Here is a 17,242-nt window from a genome sequence, read left to right as displayed (position 1 = left end):
CGTGAGAATCATTCTCATGCCCAAAATGTTTTTAATTAGTGTTACAATAGCAAATAAGAGGAATTCTTTTTTTAAAAGGATGTGGAAGCGTTTTCTAATTGAGAAAAATTATCATTTAAATTTAAACCTTTTAAACAGTGAGTAATATTCAATTAAGGATTCACTTAAATGTTTAGAATTATACGGCATAATATTATATTGCGGCAAACATATAATATTATGATAAAGTGTTGTGCGTTTAGTTTTAAATGAAATTATGTAATCGCTTTATATAATTTTAGGAAAGAATTTCAAAAAAAATTAACTGTTTCACAGGGGGGAACTTCCTTTTGGCATACTCGAAAAATCAATTCTATTTAAGACGTTTACATTCTTTACTTGGTGTTATACCTATAGGTGGATTTTTAATATTCCATTTACTCGTAAACCACCAAGCGACGAAAGGTGCAGCTGCATTCAACCAAGCGGCCGGATTTATTGAATCTTTACCTTTCTTAATTGTATTGGAATTTGTATTGATTTACATTCCGATTCTGTATCACGCAGTTTATGGTGTACATATTGCCTTTACGGCAAAAGAGAACGTAGGACATTATTCAGCTTTTAGAAACTGGATGTTCCTATTACAACGAATAACAGGTATTATCACTTTTGTGTTTGTTGCTATTCATGTATGGCAAACACGTATCCAACGTGCTTTAGGTCATGAAGTCAACTTTGACATGGTACATGATATCGTAACAAATCCAGGTTGGTTAATATTCTATATTGTTTGTTTATTAGCTGTTACATTCCACTTTGCGAATGGTTTATGGTCATTCTTAGTAACATGGGGTGTATTGCAATCTCAAAGATCACAACAAATTTTTACATGGGTTTCATTAGTGGTATTTATCGTAGTTTCATACATTGGTATAACTGCTATTCTTGCGTTTTTATAAGATAAAAATTAAGTTTCAGATTTATATTTAGGGGAGTGACAATTTATGGCAGAGAAGAAAGTTATTGTTGTCGGTGGAGGACTTGCCGGTCTAATGTCAACAATTAAAGCAGCAGAACAAGGCGCACATGTCGACTTGTTCTCACTTGTTCCTGTTAAACGCTCACATTCTGTGTGTGCACAAGGTGGAATCAACGGAGCAGTAAATACAAAAGGTGAAGGCGATTCGCCAACAGTTCACTTAGACGATACAGTATATGGCGGAGATTTCTTAGCAAATCAACCACCGGTTAAAGCGATGACAGATGCAGCACCTAAAATCATTCATTTACTTGATCGTATGGGGGTAATGTTCAACAGAACAAAAGAAGGTTTGTTAGACTTTAGACGTTTTGGTGGAACAATGCATCACAGAACAGCTTATGCTGGTGCAACAACTGGTCAACAACTACTATACGCTTTAGACGAACAAGTTCGTAGCTTTGAAGTCGATGGTTTAGTTACTAAGTACGAAGGCTGGGAATTCTTGGGCATAATTAAAGATGATGACAACATGGCTAGAGGTATTGTTGCTCAAAATGTAACGACTTCTGACATTGAATCATTTGGCTCTGATGCAGTTATCATGGCTACAGGTGGTCCAGGTATTATCTTTGGTAAGACTACCAACTCAATGATTAACACTGGTTCTGCAGCATCAATTGTTTACCAACAAGGTGCAATGTATGCTAACGGTGAATTTATACAAATCCATCCAACAGCAATTCCTGGTGATGATAAACTTAGACTAATGAGTGAGTCAGCACGTGGTGAGGGTGGACGTATTTGGACATATAAAGATGGTAAACCTTGGTACTTCTTAGAAGAGAAATATCCAGACTATGGTAACCTTGTTCCACGTGATATTGCTACACGTGAAATCTTTGAAGTTTGTGTTAACCAAAAATTAGGTATCAACGGTGAAAACATGGTATACCTAGATTTATCACATAAAGACCCACATGAATTAGATGTTAAATTGGGTGGAATCATTGAGATCTACGAGAAATTCACAGGTGATGATCCTCGTAAAGTGCCAATGAAAATCTTCCCAGCAGTGCATTACTCAATGGGTGGGCTATATGTAGATTACGATCAAATGACAAATATCAAAGGCTTGTTCGCAGCTGGAGAATGTGATTATTCTCAACATGGTGGTAACCGTTTAGGTGCCAACTCATTATTGTCAGCAATTTATGGTGGTACAGTTGCAGGTCCAAATGCTATCGAATATATTTCTAACATTGAAACTTCTTACGCTGACTTAGATGATAGTATCTTCGAAAAACGTGTGAAAGAAGAACAAGAGAAATTTGATAAATTACTCAATATGCAAGGTTCAGAAAATGCGTACAAATTGCATAGAGAGCTCGGAGAAGTTATGACAGCTAACGTAACTGTTGTTCGTGAAAATAAATCTTTATTAGAAACTGATAAAAAGATTTTAGAATTAATGGAGCGTTATAACAATATTGATATTGAAGATACTCAAACTTGGAGTAACCAAGCAGTATTCTTCACTCGTCAATTATGGAACATGCTTGTACTTGCCCGTGTAATTACAATCGGTGCATACAACCGAAATGAATCTCGTGGTGCACATTACAAACCAGAATTCCCTGATAGAAATGATGAAGAATGGTTAAAAACTACTTTAGCCACATATCAAGGAAAAACAGAAGCGCCTAAATTCACTTACGAAGATGTTGATATAAGCTTAATTCCACCTCGTAAACGAGACTACTCTACGACGTCTAAAGGAGGTAAATAATTATGGCAGATACAAAAGAAGTAAATGAAACGGCAGCACAAGAAGAACAAAACCAACAACCAATCCAGAAATCAATCAAATTAATTATTAAACGTCAAGATACCGAAGAATCAAAACCTTATGAGGAAGAGTTTGAAATTCCTTATAGAGAAAACTTAAACGTTATAGCATGTTTAATGGAAATCAGACGTAACCCAGTTAACAGTAAAGGTGAAAAAACGACACCTGTAATTTGGGATATGAACTGTTTAGAAGAAGTATGTGGTGCTTGTTCAATGGTTATTAACGGTCAAGCAAGACAATCATGTTCTGCAATTGTTGATCAATTAGAACAACCAATTAAATTAGAACCAATGAGTACTTTCCCAGTAATTCGTGACTTACAAGTTGACCGTACGAGAATGTTCGATAACTTGAAACGTATGAAAGCTTGGATCCCAATTGATGGTACTTATGATTTAGGTCCTGGACCACGTATGCCTGAGAAAAAACGCCAAACAGCTTACGAATTATCAAAATGTATGACATGTGGTGTATGTTTAGAAGTTTGTCCTAACGTTACAAGCAGTAATGATTTCGTTGGTGCACAAGCAATATCACAAGTTAGATTATTTAACTTACATCCAACGGGTTCAATGACGAAAGATGAACGTCTTGATGCTTTAATGGGTGGCGGTGGACTACAAGCATGTGGTAATTCTCAAAACTGTGTCAATGCATGTCCTAAAGGTATTCCTTTAACAACATCGATTGCGGCATTAAATAGAGAAACATCATTCCATATGTTTAAATCATTCTTTGGTTCAGATCACCAAGTTCATTAATAACATATAATATAAACGAAAGTATTTGGGACATAAATATCTCATTCTCAAATCTAAAACACCAATCTATTAGTTTCTAATGGATTGGTGTTTTCTATTCAAAATCGGTACAATTATATAAATTCATACAAAAAATAAGCCGCTTTCGTATAATAAAGTTACTCTAACCTAACTTTAAACGAGGTGTCTTATGTATAAAAATTATAATATAACTCAGTTAGCACTGCCAATGGACTTAACAACTGTTTAAAGCAGATGTTAAGTCTTTTTATTTTGAAAGGATTATTTGCTTGGGATATGGGTAGAGTCTTTAATTTCACGCTCATACTATTCCCCTAGGCGTTAGTTTTTTTACCAATCGGTATATTTATATAGGCATAGTAAAAAAATAATATTGTATTTCAGTCTTGATAAATGATTTTGAAAACAAGGCTGTGCTACAATAAAGGACAAGCAAATGAATAAGGATGTAATAAAATATGGAGAAACCAATTGGTGTAATAGACTCGGGTGTGGGTGGTTTAACAGTAGCAAAAGAAATCATGCGCCAACTACCACACGAAACAATTTATTATTTGGGTGATATTAAACGTTGCCCTTATGGCCCGAGAGAAGGCGCAGAAGTTAGGAAATTTACAACTGAACTAGCTGAAAAGTTAATGACATTTGATATAAAAATGCTTGTTATTGCTTGTAATACTGCGACGGCAGTTGCTTTAAAACATTTACAAAAATTATTAGCTATTCCAGTCATTGGAGTCATTGAGCCCGGTGCAAGAACGGCAATTATGACAACGAAAAATAATGATGTTTTAATCTTAGGTACAGAAGGTACAATTAAATCTGAGGCTTATAGATATCATATTAAAAATATTAATCCTAATGTAGAAGTTTCTGGTATCGCATGTCCTGGGTTTGTTCCTTTGGTTGAAGAAATGCGTTATAAAGATCTTACAATAACTAGTATTATCGTGCATCAAACATTGAAACATTGGAGAAATAGTAACGCAGACACGGTTATATTAGGTTGTACGCATTACCCATTACTCTATCAGCCAATAAACGATTATTTTGGTGGCGAAAAAGTGGTGATTTCTTCTGGCTTAGAGACAGCACGTGAAGTAAGTGCACTCTTAACGTTTAGTAATGAACATGCCGCTTATACAGCTCATCCAGAGCATAGATTTTTTGCTACTGGTGAAACTGAGCATATCGAACATATAATAGAAGAGTGGTTAAATATGGAAGTGAAAGTAGAAAAAATAGAAGTATAGAAAGAGGGGACATAATAATGGAGGATATTGTAATTGCATCAACTAATAAAGGTAAGATAAATGACTTTAAAGTTATTTTTTCGGATTTTAATGTCATAGGCATTTCTGAAATTATTGAAGACTTTGATGTAGAAGAAACTGGAGATACTTTTGAAGCTAATGCAAAACTAAAATCAGAAGCAGCAGCAAAAGCATTAAACAAACGTGTGATAGCAGATGACAGTGGACTTGAAGTATTTGCCTTAAACGGAGAGCCAGGTGTTTACTCAGCTCGATATGCTGGAACGGCTAAAGATGATGATGCTAATATAGAAAAAGTACTTTCCAAATTAGGTGGCGAAACAAATCGTAGTGCACAGTTTGTATGTGTAATTAGCATGAGCACACCGAATGAAGAAACAGTTCAATTTAAAGGCACTGTCCAAGGAGATATCACATTAAATAAAATTGGTGAAAATGGATTTGGTTATGATCCGATATTTTATATAGAGGACAAAAATAAAACAATGGCTCAACTAACTGCTGAAGAAAAAAGTGAAATAAGTCATAGAGGTAGAGCGATAGAGAAGTTACAACACTATTTAGAAGGTGATGCTTAATGGCAAAATGGATTATAGTCAGTGATAATCACACTGAACAAGGTGTGCTTTTTGATGTCATCAATCATCATGAAGATTTAGATATTGCATTGCATTTAGGCGATTCTGAATTTGCTTATGATGATAATGAACTAAGCCATTTTCATAGGGTAAAAGGAAATACAGATTTTTCTCCAGAATTTCCAAATGAAGAAAAAATCGAAAAAAATGGCATTCATGCTTTCTCTACTCATGGGCATTTATACAGTGTGAATCGCACAAGAATGAAATTAGCTGAAAAAGCTACGGCGTTAGGTTGTGAATTTGCGTTTTATGGCCATACACATGTGGCAAAATATGAAAATATTGGTGGCATACATGTTATCAATCCTGGTAGTATTTCACAATCACGAAGCCAAGTTGAAGAAACTTATGCAGAATTGTTGGTCAATGAAGAAGACCAAAGTGCAACATTAAATTTCCGTAACCGAAACCATGACATAATTGATAGCGAAACATTTAAAATATAATGTAATAAGTGTATATTCATATCATTATGGATATGCGCTTTTATATATTATTAAAAAGATAAATAATTAATATGTCAGTTGCACCGGTTGTTTTAAATTAAATTTCAAAAATACTATGAAAATATGATAAAAGGTTTATTATAGTGAAAAATCATATTTATTTTTAACGGTTGGAGTATTGCTTTATGAGGCTAAGTTAGATATAATTATTCTTGTGTTCAAAAAGATTATGTCCTGGTAGCTCAGTTGGATAGAGCAATGGCCTTCTAAGCCATCGGTCGGGGGTTCGAATCCCTCCCAGGACACTATAACCCGTTGATATGACAACGTTTCAAGAGAGTGAGTGTCAAATATGTGTCAAGAGAATAATTCTCTGACACGTTGACCTTGCTCTTTTTTATGTTCATCAAGTAAATGTGTATAAACATCTAGTGTAATGGCTATGCTTGCGTGTCCTAATCTTTTGCTAATATATTCAATTGATATGCCTTTACTAATAAGATAACTAGCATGTGTATGTCTTAATGAATAAGGTGTTATTTCATCTTTAATATTAAATTCGGTTTTTGCTTTTTTAAACACTTTAGATATAGCAGCTTGAGATAAGCCAAATAATTCACCGTTAATTTTCTGTGGGTGTTTCGATATCGCTTTTTTAATGTAACTTAAATCAGTATCTGATATTTCAATTTCTCTATCTGCGTTTTCTGTTTTAGTACCAGGCAAATGAATTAAACCAGGTTTATAATATAAGTCTTTATAAGTCATTCTATTCACTTCTGAAAACCTTGCACCAGTTATTAAAAGGATATATAACACAAGCGTGCTTTTATCATCTTTTCGTTTGAAGTATTTTCTTAACTGCTCGTACTCTAATATTGTAAGAAATTTCACACTTTCTTTTTTAGGTAATTTAGTACCTTTATAATTCACTTTATAAGTCGGGTCCTTCTTTAAATAGCCATCATATATAGCATCTTTAATACAACTAGAAATATATAAATGTACTTTTCTAACTGTTTCTGATGTTCTGCCATTTGAATAATTAGAAATGAATTTTTGATACTCATTCCTTGTAATATTTTTAATTAATATATCTTCGCCAAAGTGAGTTAAAAATAAATTAAGAGCATGATCATACCAATATTGCTGTTTCTCGCCAAGTTTATTTTTTCCGTTCGCTATCAACCAATCTCTATAATATTCTTCGAACCTTTTATTATCTTCTATATTATACCCATCTTCTAAAACTCTAATTAGTTGTTGTGCGGCATAAGTAGCCTCTGCCTTAGTCTTAAATCCAGACTTACGCTTTTTACCAGACTTGAAACTAGTATCTTTTACATCATATTGCCATGAAGTTGACGATTTATTTTTTCGTTTTATTACTGTAAATGTTGCCATTTTATTCATTCCTCCTAAAAAAGATAAAAATATATAGGGCATAGTTAAATGTCAATGTTTATTTTATATGTGATGGGGTATTCAATAACAGCTTCGAATATAGTTCAACTATGTTAAAGACTCCTTTTAAAGCATCTCTACGGAGGTGCTTTATTTGTCTTTTTGGTTATCAATATCTGCAGCGATTTTTTTAAGCTTTCTTCTAGCTTGTAATGCAATTGTATTTTTAGGTAAGGTATAAGTGAAAACGTAACCTTTGTCCGTTCTTACTTTATATTCAATATTTCGAAATTTAACTTTATAGTTAATTACTTTCATTGTATTTCCTCCTCAAAAATAAAAATATATAGGGCATAGTTAAATGCCCTTATGGTTTATTTAATAATGTTTATGCATAGGTCACACCATCGTCAGCCATATCTAACCCGACTTTTAATTTTTCTTAATCGTCTTCTTCAACTATCTTTCAATATTTTTAGTTCTAAACCCAATAATTTTATTAAAGAAATTTCTGTTTGTATTTTCAATAATATTTCCATGTTTTTCTAAAATTTCCTCGAATTTATTTTTGCTTTCTTTGCTAGCAATATCAATAATTTTTCCGTTCGAATTATATTTGCTAGATAAGGCAAAATCATCTTTTACAATTTTCTCATTAGGAATTAATATAAATTCATCAATGATTTCGTGCGTTTCAATGTATTTTTGTTTTGTTTTATCTTTTTTTATGAATAAATTAACGATTTTACATGCCTTATCTTCAGTAATTAATACAGTTTCTTTTCCATTTTGCATAGATACTTCAATAAATTCATCTGACCCTGAAAAATGTTCTTTCAAATATTTCATTTCATTTCTTCTCATCATATATTCTCCTTAATGTTTGTGTTTATATATTATTAAAAACAACCTATAAAAATATATAGGGCAGTATAGACTGCCCATATGTTTAATAAAATTGGATTAATTTTTTCCAACTATATGACAATATAATCGCTATATTCATTATTAATAGTGTAATTACAAATTCTGATGCTATATATCCTTGTGATAAATGTACTGTAAATAGCGCACCTAACATAATGGCAATAAATCCTACAGCAATATAATTAGATAAAACACCTAGAATCATTAATATACCACCAATAAATTCAAAAAGACCTAAAAGTACACCAAAGAATGTAGGTAGTCCTAAACCTTGCATCATCTGCATTAGTTCTACAAATCCTCCGAATACTTTTTGACTTCCATGTACAACAAAAGTCAAACCTAACATCAATCTTATTAATAAAATTCCTGCCTTCATTTATTTACTTTCTAATCAGATATTTTAATGGTGATTATTTACATAAGCGCACCATATTTATAAAAGCTATTCTATATTATTCTTCAGTTTATTATCCATATTTTGAGCTACTATATTAATAAGTTCGTTAATTTCATATTCAGTCATTTCGTCAGAAACAGTTACTTTTATAATTAAGCCTAAATCAGTTTTTACGTGATATTTTGGCTTTTCATCTTCATATATTTTTCTTAATATTTTCATGGAATCTCTCCTTACTAATTGATTTCCCACACATTTCTTTTATTCTACACTTTTATATTTGAACACTTGTAGCGGCTCAAACTACATTACATCTTTGTTCTATCAGTAATTTTAGACTCCATAACTCTACGGTGACTCTCATCTGATTTTTTTATTATTCTTTCAATTTTTTTACTTCTTAAAAATTCTTTTGCTTCTTCTACCTCTTCATCTGAAAGTTTTTTACCACCAGTATTAATGTGTACATAACCAAATTCTTCATCATTTATCATCATAGTTTTCGCTCCTTAATAATAAGATTTATATAAAAGCACCACTAAGGACGCTAGCATTAAAATGTTTTTACACTCGCTATGACTCTACCTACAATTTTCACTTCATCGTTTTTGTTATAAACTTGAGGGTAGTGGTTAGAATTATTAGATTCTGGTATTAGAATGATTTGATCATTGTTATATCGGATTCTTTTAACTGTTCCATTATATCCGTTTATCATAACCACACCCAGTTGACCATTTTCGACAATAGAATCTTTTTCTATAACAACTACATCTCCTTCATCAAAAATCTTATTCATACTATCACCAGACACTTTTAAACCAAATTCTTCCTTATCATCGCTCAATTTTTCTTTAGAAAAGTATATGTAATCAATTAAATTTTCTTCACTATATATAGGAAGTCCGGCAGATATTTGAGAGACAACCGGGATTTTCTTCACTGGTAAAGTTTCTAACGTTTTGTTTTCTGTATCAAATAATTCACTGGGTGTGACACCTAAAGCATCGCAATAAATTTGAATATCTAACTCATCGATTTTTCTATTTCCATTTTCGTGATTTGAAATACTATTTTGACTATAACCTGTTAATTCACTAAGTTGTTTTTGCGTCATTTTTTTCTGTTTTCTTATAGATTTAATCTTTTGACCTAGTATATTTCTACTCATTAAGTATCACTCCTTGAGATAAATATAACACATCTATAATAATGAAACAATAATTTTTATCACAAAATGTTATATTTTTCGCTTGTTTAGTATCTCAATATGTGATAAATTATATTTAGCTTCAAAAGAGAGGTGTTATTCGATGACAGCAGTAGAGAAAAAGAAACTACTAAAAGAAAAGTATTTGAGACCGAAAGGAAAATTGAGAAAAGCTAGAAGAGGTGAGGATTTTACGACAGAGTATGTTGCAAACTTAATTGGTTTACAACGGAGACAATATGAAAAGAAAGAATCAGGTGAGTATCCATTTAATGATTATGAGATGGAGATATTAGCCAAAACGTTTAGCGTGACGATTGAGGCTCTTTTTTATAAATGACAATATCTCAAATAGAGATAAAAAGTGAGGGACAAATGCAATATTTACAAACAATCAAAATCGAAAGCAATACAGAATTAGGACCAGTAGTTTCGAGTAGAACTGTAGCAGAAGAATTAGGTAAGAGACATGGTCATGTAATAGAAAGTTTAGAAGATATTATTTCAGAAAACCAAAATGTCGGTTCTCTAATTATACTAAGCAATTACAAAGTGGACGGACAAAGAAGAAGTTATAAAGAATACCTTCTAACTAAAGATGGTTTCACTTTATACATGTTCAACATCCAAGGTCATAACAATTTCAAAATGGCTTACATCAATAAATTCAATGGAATGGAACAACAAATTCAGAATAAATTGCCGAGATCGTATAAAGAAGCTTTAACTGAATTACTAGTAAAAGTTGAAGAAAATGAAAATCTACAACTTGAAAACAACATGAGTAAACAGAAAATCGCCGAATACGAACCTAAAGCATCATATCTTGATTCAATTTTACAAAACAAAAGTTTGGTAACAGTGGGTCAAATCGCAAAAGATTATGGAATGTCTGCACAAGGACTAAACAAATTACTTCACGATTTAAAAGTACAGTACAAACAATCTGGTCAGTGGTTACTTTACTCAAACTTGCATGACAAAGGTTATACACATTCATCTACTACTGAAATTGAACATAAAGATGGAAGTACATCGGTGCGAATGAATACTAAGTGGACGCAAAAGGGGCGATTATTCATTTACAACTTATTAAAAGAAAATGATGTATTACCAATAATCGAACAATAGGAGGAAACGGAATGAACTTAAAACAAGCATTAAAAATAACACTCCTAATTGTCAACTTGGCGGAAGAGATTAAGGGTGTTGGGAAAACTAAACTTCATATTAGAGATTTAGATTCATATCATTTAAAAACTAGTAGTCACGGCATTAGAACAATTATTGATGAAAAAGATGGTTCTAAAGTTGAACTATGCTAATCATTTACTTTTTAGAGTAAGGATAATAAGTCGATAGAAAACTAATTAAGCACACTATGGCAAATATCAATGAATTTTGAACATATAAATCATTATTGTTTATATAGTTTATTGCAAAGTTTCCTATATCAGCACTTGCAATAGTACTGCTCGACCACTTTATTACTGTTTTGAAAGGATGTGGATAATCATTTTTGAAAGCACAGATAAATTCATCGTATCTATTATAAGTATTATTTTCATTTATTTGATAGGTCGAATTGATGGCTTCAATCAAAGTAGAAACAGCAGTTGGATTGACATAAAGGTCTCTAATGGTTTGTTGCGCTTGAGACACTATATCATCATTAAACCTATAAATTTCCTTGAAAGATTTTATTGCTTCTTCAGAAAATAAATTCCTTTGAAAATTCAAAGAATTCGTTATCTGAGAAATACCTAAATTAGATGATGAATTTCTGGTTAAAGCAATTAATTCATTAGTGTTCAAATTAATGACATTTACATGACCAGCTTTCAACAAAGATGATTTTATCGAAGAATTTAGATTTGTTGTAAGTGATGCAGTCTGAGCTATTGAACGAATAGTTTCATTAGGAATAGAGCTTATATATTCTATCTGTTCCATTAAATCTTTACGAGCTTTTATCGCAGCATTAATAGCAGAATTTTGCACATTAAACACCCCCTTTGCACACAGATAAATAAATTATACCAGAAAGGAGCAGATTTAAATGGAATATATCGGATTTGCAGACGCAAAAGAATTCGTAAAAGTAAGTGGGGTTTCGAAAGATGATCTAGAGGAGAAAGTTTTCCCGAATAAAGAGTTTCAAGAAGCATGTATGTATCGATTTGGAAAAGGAAACAAACGTTACATCAAAGTAAGACCAGCTATTGATTTTATAGAACAAAAGATTTTTATTAAAGAAACAAATTTATAAGAGGTGTTAAACAATGAGAGGTTTACTAGCATTATCAACAGCAGTAGTAGTATTCTTCATAGCTTTGATATTCACTAAAGACTTTATCCACTTGTTTCTAATCTACTGGGTAGCCGTTTGCTTAAGCTACATGGCTTGGGACAGTTGGATTAACTATTTAAAGATAGAAAAAAAGACTGAAACTTGTACCAGCAAGTAACAGTCAGGAATGATTAGTAAAATACACAACTTAAATATACACGGAATAGAGGTGTTTCGTCAAATGGCGAAAGGACATAAGAATGAAACTGTCGCTTACCTTATTAAAGAAAAAGAAGGTAAACAGCGCTATATAACGAATAAGCCAAATCATCCAGAAGATGCTACTTATAACATCCAAAGGAGAAATGCTCGACGTTTGACTGGTCTTGAAGAGATAAATGTCGATTGGCAGGACCACCTAATAGATAAAGAAACAACAGTAACAACCACTTTTTACAATACATTCAGTATTGAAGAATTACGGGAGGTAGACAATGACTGAACAAACATTATTCCACCAGTTAAACGCAATAAATGTAAGTGATCATGTAGAGAAAAAGAACAACTTTAATTATTTAGCGTGGACACATGCACATGAACAGTTGAAGAAAATAGACCCTGATTATCAAATTAAGATACACGAATTTCCACACTCAGATATTTCGAACGAACAAATATTTGTACCATATTTAACGACACCAGAAGGTTATTTTGTCCAAGTATCTATAACAGTAAAGGGTGTAACTGAATCAGAGTGGTTGCCAGTATTAGATTTTAAAAACAAGTCACTAGCCAAAGGGCAAGCAACTACATTTGATATCAATAAAGCACATAAGCGTTGTTTTGTTAAAGCTGCAGCACTACACGGTTTAGGTCTCTACATCTATAACGGTGAGGATATGCCAGAACAGCCATTTGTATCTGCATCTGAAGATGAAATAAAACAAGTGAACGACAAAGTAAAACAACTTGCACCACTGATGAAGATAAGCGAATCACAACTAAAAAAGAAGATGAACATACCAGACAAAATTTCAACACAGGATGCTGAAGAAGCACTTGTCAGATTAGATAACGGAATCAAATATTACAACAAAAAGGATGATAAATAATGACAAACTCAATCATATATACAGGACGTATTACGAAAGATTTAGAAATTAAAGAAGTAGGACAAAACAAAGTTACTCACTTCTCGTTAGCGGTGGATAATCCCTTTAAACGTGACGATACAAGCTTCTTTCATATTGAAGCGTGGAATAGAACGGCAGACTTATTAACTGAATACTGCGGAAAAGGTTCGAAAATACTAGTTGAAGGTTCAGCTAGACAAAATACTTTTACTGATAAAGAAGGCAACAATCGCGAACGTGTAGTTTTCAATGCTAACAGAATTGAATTTTTAGATACTAAATCATCTGGTAATCAAGGCAAACAGGATAATCCCTTTGCTAACGGTTCAAAAGATATTGAATCAGAATTACCGTTTTAAGGAGTGATTTAAATGGGTGAAGTATCATGGATCAAGTTGAAAGTCGGTATGTTTGATGATAGCAAAATCAAATATATCGAGGCATTACCCGAAAGAGATACGATCATAACTATTTGGGTTAAGTTGCTAACTTTAGCTGGTAAGTATAACGAACAAGGTTACATCATGCTATCGGAAAACTTACCTTACAACGAAGAAATGTTAGCAAATGAATTTAACAGACCACTTAATTCAATCAGATTAGCATTACAAACATTTGAAACGCTAGGTATGACAGAAATTGTTCAAGGCGTAATCAAAATATCTAACTGGGAGAAACACCAAAATATTGAAGGTCTAGATAAAATAAGAGAACAAAATAGGTTGCGTAAACAAAAACAAAGAGAAAAACAAAAGACATTACCCGATAGTCACGTGAAGTCACGTGACGGTCACGCAACAGATATAGAACTAGAACTAGAAGAAGAATTAGAACTAGAAAAGAGAAATACATTGTCGAGCAAATCGACTATGCATCCATATCAATCAGTAATTGAATATCTAAATAATAAAACTGGTAAGCATTACAAACCTACAACTAACAAAACACAAACTGTTATTAAGGCTAGATGTAATGAAGGATTTACTGAAGATGATTTCAAGAAGGTGATTGATAACAAAGTAGCTGAATGGAAAGGAACAGACATGGAGAAGTTCTTAAGGCCAGAAACACTATTCGGCAATAAGTTTGAAGGCTACCTTAACCAACAAGTAAGCAATAAGGAATCAGATGATAACCCTTATGCAAATCTATTTTAGGGCGTGAGTAAATGAATCCCTTTGAGAATATCGCAAGTAAAGTAGGATTTAAAAACAATATAGTTAAACAAGAGAATGACTTGAAATGTGAAAAGTGTGGACGTACTTATGATTACTATGAATTTGATAATGGCCAAATAGTTAAAGATGGTTGTGACTGCGAAATGATTGCTCTAGCTAAACAACAGAAAGCAGAGTTTGATAAGCGTAACAAATCAGCTAAAGCGAATAGTATATTCAAGAAATCAATTGTCAATGATGATCTATCACAATGTACCTTTGATAACTATAAAGCTACTAATGAAGAATTAACAAGAGCTAAAGCATTATGTGAAAGATATGTAGAGAACTTCACACTTGATAACAAACAGTCGTTATTGTTGCAAGGTTCATTTGGTACAGGTAAGTCACACCTATCTATGTCAGTTGTAAAAGGTATTAGAGAAAAAGGATATTCAGTCCTTTACATGAACATTCCACAATTAATATCAACTATCAAAGGAACTTATAACAAAAATACTAATCTAACCGAACAAGACTTAAACAGAATTATTAGCGAAGTAGATTTAATGGCGTTCGATGATTTCGGAATTAACATGAATGAATTTGCTACAGGTAAGATGTTTGAACTAATTGAATCAAGAGTTGGCAAACATAACATATACACTACTAATTTAAATGCACAGGAACTAAGCAAGAATAAAGACGCACAACGTATATTTAGCCGAATGATGTCTAACACAACATTAATCAAAATGAACGGTGCTGATTATCGAATGAGAGGTATCAAATTTTGATAACTAAGAATTTTATTAAACAAAAACTTGAGTGTTCCGATATATATGCTCAGAAACTTATAGAAGCGTCGCAAGGAGACAATAACACATTGTACAACCTATTTATCCAAAAGTTGAATGAACGCCAAAGACGAGTGGCTATTGTGGAGGTAAGGTAATTGGGATTAAGCACTGAATATGATTTGAAAGATAGTACAGGTAAAGTGGTTGGTTCTGTTATACCACTTAATAATAAAAGAAATAGGTTATTCGGATTATATAAACGATACGGATTAGATGAATTCATCGTTACAGATAATAGATTAGAAAAAATAAAAAACATTTCAATTTAACTATAGTAGATCAAACAAGCATATTTGATTTCATACAGGAGTGAAGACATGGAAACAATTGAATTGAAAGTTGATGCGCCTATGTCATCACCTAGACCACGATTTAGGAACGCTGGCAAGTGTGTACAGACTTACATGCCTAAGAAGTATACAGACCATAAAAAAGACTTACAGTGGCAAATGCCAATGTTGATGATAGATAAACCAATCAAGCTAACAATAGAGTTTCATTTCCCCTTGCTGAAGTCATGGAGTAAGAAGAAACATGTAGCGATGGTTGGACAGTATAAACGTACTAAACCAGATATAGACAACTTAATCAAAACAGTATTAGATTCTGCTAATGGTCATTTATGGAATGACGATAATCAAATAGTAGAGATTACAAGTTTCAAGAAGTATGCAGAGGAACCAAAGATAATCATGCATTTAGATATAGAAGGTGATTCCGATGAATGAAGAAATGATCAAGATTAGATACAACGTGACATACGAAAAGTCATTTGCTTTTCCGGCTAATGCTAATGATGAAGATTGTGATATAGAGGAACGTGTCTACAATGAAATGCCGACTAAGGAAGATGAATACACTGACGCTAAAGTGATTAGATTTGAAGAACCAACAATTATAGATAGAGGATTCTAGGGGGACGAGAGAATGAAATTATACGAAAAAATTATTTTAACAGGTATGGCTATTAGATTAGTGGGCGAAGTTATTGGCTTGTATTACAACATCATTTCTTTATTTAAGGAGGACGACTAATGAACATCAATTTAAGTAGAACAAAAGATGACAAAGGTAACCTATGCTTCGTGATGGTAGATGGTAATGAAGATGTATTCGTCGATGTGGAAGATTACAAAGAAGCAAGACAACTAGGTATCAATTACAAATCAATTAAGCGTCATGCTAAGAAAGGTAGACGACAGTTAAAAGACTACATTAGAAAGTCTGACCAAAGCCAAGGCGTAGAGCGATTGAATAGAGAAGATAGAGAGCGTTCTGAACGTAAGGCAGAGCGAGAAGAAGCTAGGCAACGTAAGGAACAGGAACGCCTGCAGATGATAGAGGACGCTAAGCGTAGTAGTAAGTGGTTCGAACATTTATCAGAGAATGACATATTCGTAAAGGTGGTTAAGTAGATGAAAATTAGAGATTTAGACATCGGCTATACAGTTTGGTTTATTAAACCAGGTAAAACCTTATCAGAATATGGATTGATTAAAGAATTGATATACAACGATGGTGAACCGCAAGCAGTTGTTGAAATGGGAGAGTACACGAAAGTTATTGATGATACTTATGATATAGCGATAGGAAGTAGATACGATGGGGCGACTAGCTAAATTCGAATACGTGATATATAAAGGTGATGAAGTTGTTTGTCATGGTACACGTAAGGAATGTGCAGACATGTTAGGCGTGAAAGAAGATACGATAACTTATCTATCATGCAAACAAAGTAGAGACCATGCTTTGAAATATCCAGATAGTCATAGAATGGTTGCTGAAAAAGTAAGTATTGCAGAAATAGAGAAAGAGTTAGCGATATGATCCTATCCGATACTATGAAAGTTAAATATAAATTAAACACACGTGGTATGAACACTGTGGAAGTGGCAAGGATGTTAA

The 17,242-nt window shown here is 32.7% G+C and carries 30 protein-coding genes and 1 tRNA gene; 23 read left to right on the top strand and 8 right to left on the bottom strand.

Annotated features, from left to right (window positions below; all coding sequences use genetic code 11):
- The first annotated feature begins 329 nt into the window (after positions 1-329).
- The 7 genes from M4L39_RS08205 to M4L39_RS08175 all read left to right on the top strand — a co-directional run bounded on the left by M4L39_RS08205 (position 330) and on the right by M4L39_RS08175 (position 6,261).
- The gene (locus M4L39_RS08205; protein ID WP_277581565.1) at positions 330-941 is read left to right on the top strand and encodes a succinate dehydrogenase cytochrome b558 subunit; all 612 of its coding nucleotides are present in this window, start codon (positions 330-332) and stop codon (positions 939-941) included.
- A gap of 45 nt (positions 942-986) precedes the next feature.
- Positions 987-2,750 carry a succinate dehydrogenase flavoprotein subunit gene (sdhA, locus tag M4L39_RS08200; protein ID WP_277581564.1) on the top strand — a complete coding sequence of 588 codons (1,764 nt, stop codon included), beginning with the start codon at positions 987-989 and terminating at the stop codon, positions 2,748-2,750.
- A 2-nt stretch (positions 2,751-2,752) separates the two neighbouring features.
- On the top strand, positions 2,753-3,574 hold the full coding sequence (gene sdhB, locus M4L39_RS08195; protein ID WP_277581563.1) for a succinate dehydrogenase iron-sulfur subunit: 822 nt from the start codon (positions 2,753-2,755) through the stop codon (positions 3,572-3,574).
- Positions 3,575-4,053: 479 nt separating this feature from the next.
- Entirely contained in the window at positions 4,054-4,848 is a 795-nt protein-coding gene (gene racE / locus M4L39_RS08190) for a glutamate racemase (protein ID WP_277581562.1), read from the top strand.
- Positions 4,849-4,865: 17 nt separating this feature from the next.
- Positions 4,866-5,447 carry an XTP/dITP diphosphatase gene (locus tag M4L39_RS08185; protein WP_277581561.1) on the top strand — a complete coding sequence of 194 codons (582 nt, stop codon included), beginning with the start codon at positions 4,866-4,868 and terminating at the stop codon, positions 5,445-5,447.
- On the top strand, positions 5,447-5,956 hold the full coding sequence (locus tag M4L39_RS08180) for a metallophosphoesterase (protein WP_277581560.1): 510 nt from the start codon (positions 5,447-5,449) through the stop codon (positions 5,954-5,956). Before M4L39_RS08185 ends, M4L39_RS08180 begins: the two co-directional genes overlap by 1 nt.
- 231 nt (positions 5,957-6,187) lie before the next feature.
- Positions 6,188-6,261: transfer RNA gene (locus M4L39_RS08175), tRNA-Arg, on the top strand.
- Between the two features lie 52 nt (positions 6,262-6,313).
- Here the strand turns inward: M4L39_RS08175 and M4L39_RS08170 are convergent.
- From M4L39_RS08170 to M4L39_RS08140, 7 genes are all read right to left on the bottom strand, one after another.
- Entirely contained in the window at positions 6,314-7,360 is a 1,047-nt protein-coding gene (locus tag M4L39_RS08170) for a tyrosine-type recombinase/integrase (RefSeq protein WP_057511889.1), read from the bottom strand.
- 150 nt (positions 7,361-7,510) lie between these two features.
- The gene (locus tag M4L39_RS08165) at positions 7,511-7,678 is read right to left on the bottom strand and encodes a hypothetical protein (protein WP_156393406.1); all 168 of its coding nucleotides are present in this window, start codon (positions 7,676-7,678) and stop codon (positions 7,511-7,513) included.
- A gap of 141 nt (positions 7,679-7,819) precedes the next feature.
- Complete coding sequence (locus M4L39_RS08160) at positions 7,820-8,224, bottom strand: hypothetical protein (protein ID WP_057511890.1); 405 nt, start codon at positions 8,222-8,224, stop codon at positions 7,820-7,822.
- Between the two features lie 85 nt (positions 8,225-8,309).
- Complete coding sequence (locus tag M4L39_RS08155; protein WP_057511891.1) at positions 8,310-8,666, bottom strand: DoxX family protein; 357 nt, start codon at positions 8,664-8,666, stop codon at positions 8,310-8,312.
- A 66-nt stretch (positions 8,667-8,732) separates the two neighbouring features.
- Entirely contained in the window at positions 8,733-8,909 is a 177-nt protein-coding gene (locus tag M4L39_RS08150) for a hypothetical protein (protein ID WP_172793149.1), read from the bottom strand.
- An 86-nt stretch (positions 8,910-8,995) separates the two neighbouring features.
- Positions 8,996-9,181: a hypothetical protein gene (locus tag M4L39_RS08145; RefSeq protein ID WP_057512535.1), complete on the bottom strand. Its 186-nt coding sequence runs from the start codon at positions 9,179-9,181 to the stop codon at positions 8,996-8,998.
- 59 nt (positions 9,182-9,240) lie between these two features.
- On the bottom strand, positions 9,241-9,858 hold the full coding sequence (locus M4L39_RS08140; protein ID WP_057511892.1) for a LexA family protein: 618 nt from the start codon (positions 9,856-9,858) through the stop codon (positions 9,241-9,243).
- 142 nt (positions 9,859-10,000) lie between these two features.
- Between M4L39_RS08140 and M4L39_RS08135 the strand changes: the two genes are divergently transcribed.
- From M4L39_RS08135 to M4L39_RS08125, 3 genes are read left to right on the top strand one after another with little or no spacing between them, the layout of a single operon-like run.
- Positions 10,001-10,237 (top strand): helix-turn-helix transcriptional regulator, encoded by a 237-nt coding sequence (locus tag M4L39_RS08135; protein ID WP_057511893.1) that lies wholly within the window; start codon positions 10,001-10,003, stop codon positions 10,235-10,237.
- 35 nt (positions 10,238-10,272) lie between these two features.
- The gene (locus M4L39_RS08130) at positions 10,273-11,028 is read left to right on the top strand and encodes a phage regulatory protein/antirepressor Ant (protein WP_277581559.1); all 756 of its coding nucleotides are present in this window, start codon (positions 10,273-10,275) and stop codon (positions 11,026-11,028) included.
- An 11-nt stretch (positions 11,029-11,039) separates the two neighbouring features.
- Positions 11,040-11,222: a hypothetical protein gene (locus tag M4L39_RS08125; RefSeq protein ID WP_057511894.1), complete on the top strand. Its 183-nt coding sequence runs from the start codon at positions 11,040-11,042 to the stop codon at positions 11,220-11,222.
- Between the two features lie 4 nt (positions 11,223-11,226).
- Here M4L39_RS08125 and M4L39_RS08120 read toward each other — a convergent pair whose 3' ends face one another.
- Entirely contained in the window at positions 11,227-11,898 is a 672-nt protein-coding gene (locus M4L39_RS08120; RefSeq protein ID WP_057511895.1) for a hypothetical protein, read from the bottom strand.
- A gap of 58 nt (positions 11,899-11,956) precedes the next feature.
- Between M4L39_RS08120 and M4L39_RS08115 the strand changes: the two genes are divergently transcribed.
- From M4L39_RS08115 to M4L39_RS08055, 13 genes are all read left to right on the top strand, one after another.
- Positions 11,957-12,166 carry a hypothetical protein gene (locus M4L39_RS08115; RefSeq protein ID WP_057511896.1) on the top strand — a complete coding sequence of 70 codons (210 nt, stop codon included), beginning with the start codon at positions 11,957-11,959 and terminating at the stop codon, positions 12,164-12,166.
- Between the two features lie 262 nt (positions 12,167-12,428).
- Positions 12,429-12,689, top strand: a complete 261-nt coding sequence (locus tag M4L39_RS08110) for a DUF2483 family protein (protein ID WP_057511898.1) — start codon at positions 12,429-12,431, stop codon at positions 12,687-12,689.
- Positions 12,682-13,299 (top strand): DUF1071 domain-containing protein, encoded by a 618-nt coding sequence (locus tag M4L39_RS08105; RefSeq protein ID WP_057511899.1) that lies wholly within the window; start codon positions 12,682-12,684, stop codon positions 13,297-13,299. Before M4L39_RS08110 ends, M4L39_RS08105 begins: the two co-directional genes overlap by 8 nt.
- Positions 13,299-13,679, top strand: coding sequence for a single-stranded DNA-binding protein (locus tag M4L39_RS08100; RefSeq protein WP_057511900.1), 381 nt, complete (start codon positions 13,299-13,301; stop codon positions 13,677-13,679). Before M4L39_RS08105 ends, M4L39_RS08100 begins: the two co-directional genes overlap by 1 nt.
- A gap of 12 nt (positions 13,680-13,691) precedes the next feature.
- A complete protein-coding gene (locus M4L39_RS08095) occupies positions 13,692-14,477 on the top strand; it encodes a phage replisome organizer N-terminal domain-containing protein (protein WP_057511901.1) in 786 nt (261 codons plus the stop codon).
- 11 nt (positions 14,478-14,488) lie between these two features.
- A complete protein-coding gene (locus M4L39_RS08090) occupies positions 14,489-15,274 on the top strand; it encodes an ATP-binding protein (RefSeq protein ID WP_057511902.1) in 786 nt (261 codons plus the stop codon).
- On the top strand, positions 15,271-15,432 hold the full coding sequence (locus M4L39_RS08085; protein ID WP_277581558.1) for a hypothetical protein: 162 nt from the start codon (positions 15,271-15,273) through the stop codon (positions 15,430-15,432). The genes M4L39_RS08090 and M4L39_RS08085 overlap by 4 nt, the downstream gene beginning before the upstream one ends.
- Positions 15,433-15,606, top strand: a complete 174-nt coding sequence (locus tag M4L39_RS08080; protein ID WP_156393410.1) for a hypothetical protein — start codon at positions 15,433-15,435, stop codon at positions 15,604-15,606.
- Positions 15,607-15,654: 48 nt separating this feature from the next.
- Positions 15,655-16,065, top strand: coding sequence for a RusA family crossover junction endodeoxyribonuclease (locus M4L39_RS08075; RefSeq protein WP_057511903.1), 411 nt, complete (start codon positions 15,655-15,657; stop codon positions 16,063-16,065).
- Positions 16,058-16,252 carry a hypothetical protein gene (locus M4L39_RS08070; protein ID WP_057511904.1) on the top strand — a complete coding sequence of 65 codons (195 nt, stop codon included), beginning with the start codon at positions 16,058-16,060 and terminating at the stop codon, positions 16,250-16,252. Before M4L39_RS08075 ends, M4L39_RS08070 begins: the two co-directional genes overlap by 8 nt.
- A gap of 119 nt (positions 16,253-16,371) precedes the next feature.
- Entirely contained in the window at positions 16,372-16,752 is a 381-nt protein-coding gene (locus M4L39_RS08065; RefSeq protein ID WP_057511905.1) for a hypothetical protein, read from the top strand.
- Positions 16,753-16,956, top strand: coding sequence for a hypothetical protein (locus tag M4L39_RS08060; protein WP_057511906.1), 204 nt, complete (start codon positions 16,753-16,755; stop codon positions 16,954-16,956).
- The gene (locus tag M4L39_RS08055; RefSeq protein ID WP_057511907.1) at positions 16,940-17,164 is read left to right on the top strand and encodes a hypothetical protein; all 225 of its coding nucleotides are present in this window, start codon (positions 16,940-16,942) and stop codon (positions 17,162-17,164) included. The genes M4L39_RS08060 and M4L39_RS08055 overlap by 17 nt, the downstream gene beginning before the upstream one ends.
- The last annotated feature ends 78 nt before the right edge of the window (positions 17,165-17,242 follow it).

Origin of the sequence: Staphylococcus equorum (assembly GCF_029531845.1) — a bacterium.
In the GTDB taxonomy this organism is placed as follows: Bacteria; Bacillota; Bacilli; order Staphylococcales; family Staphylococcaceae; genus Staphylococcus; species Staphylococcus equorum_C.
Note: the sequence above shows the minus strand (reverse complement) of the source record. Positions and strands in the feature narration are given on the sequence as shown.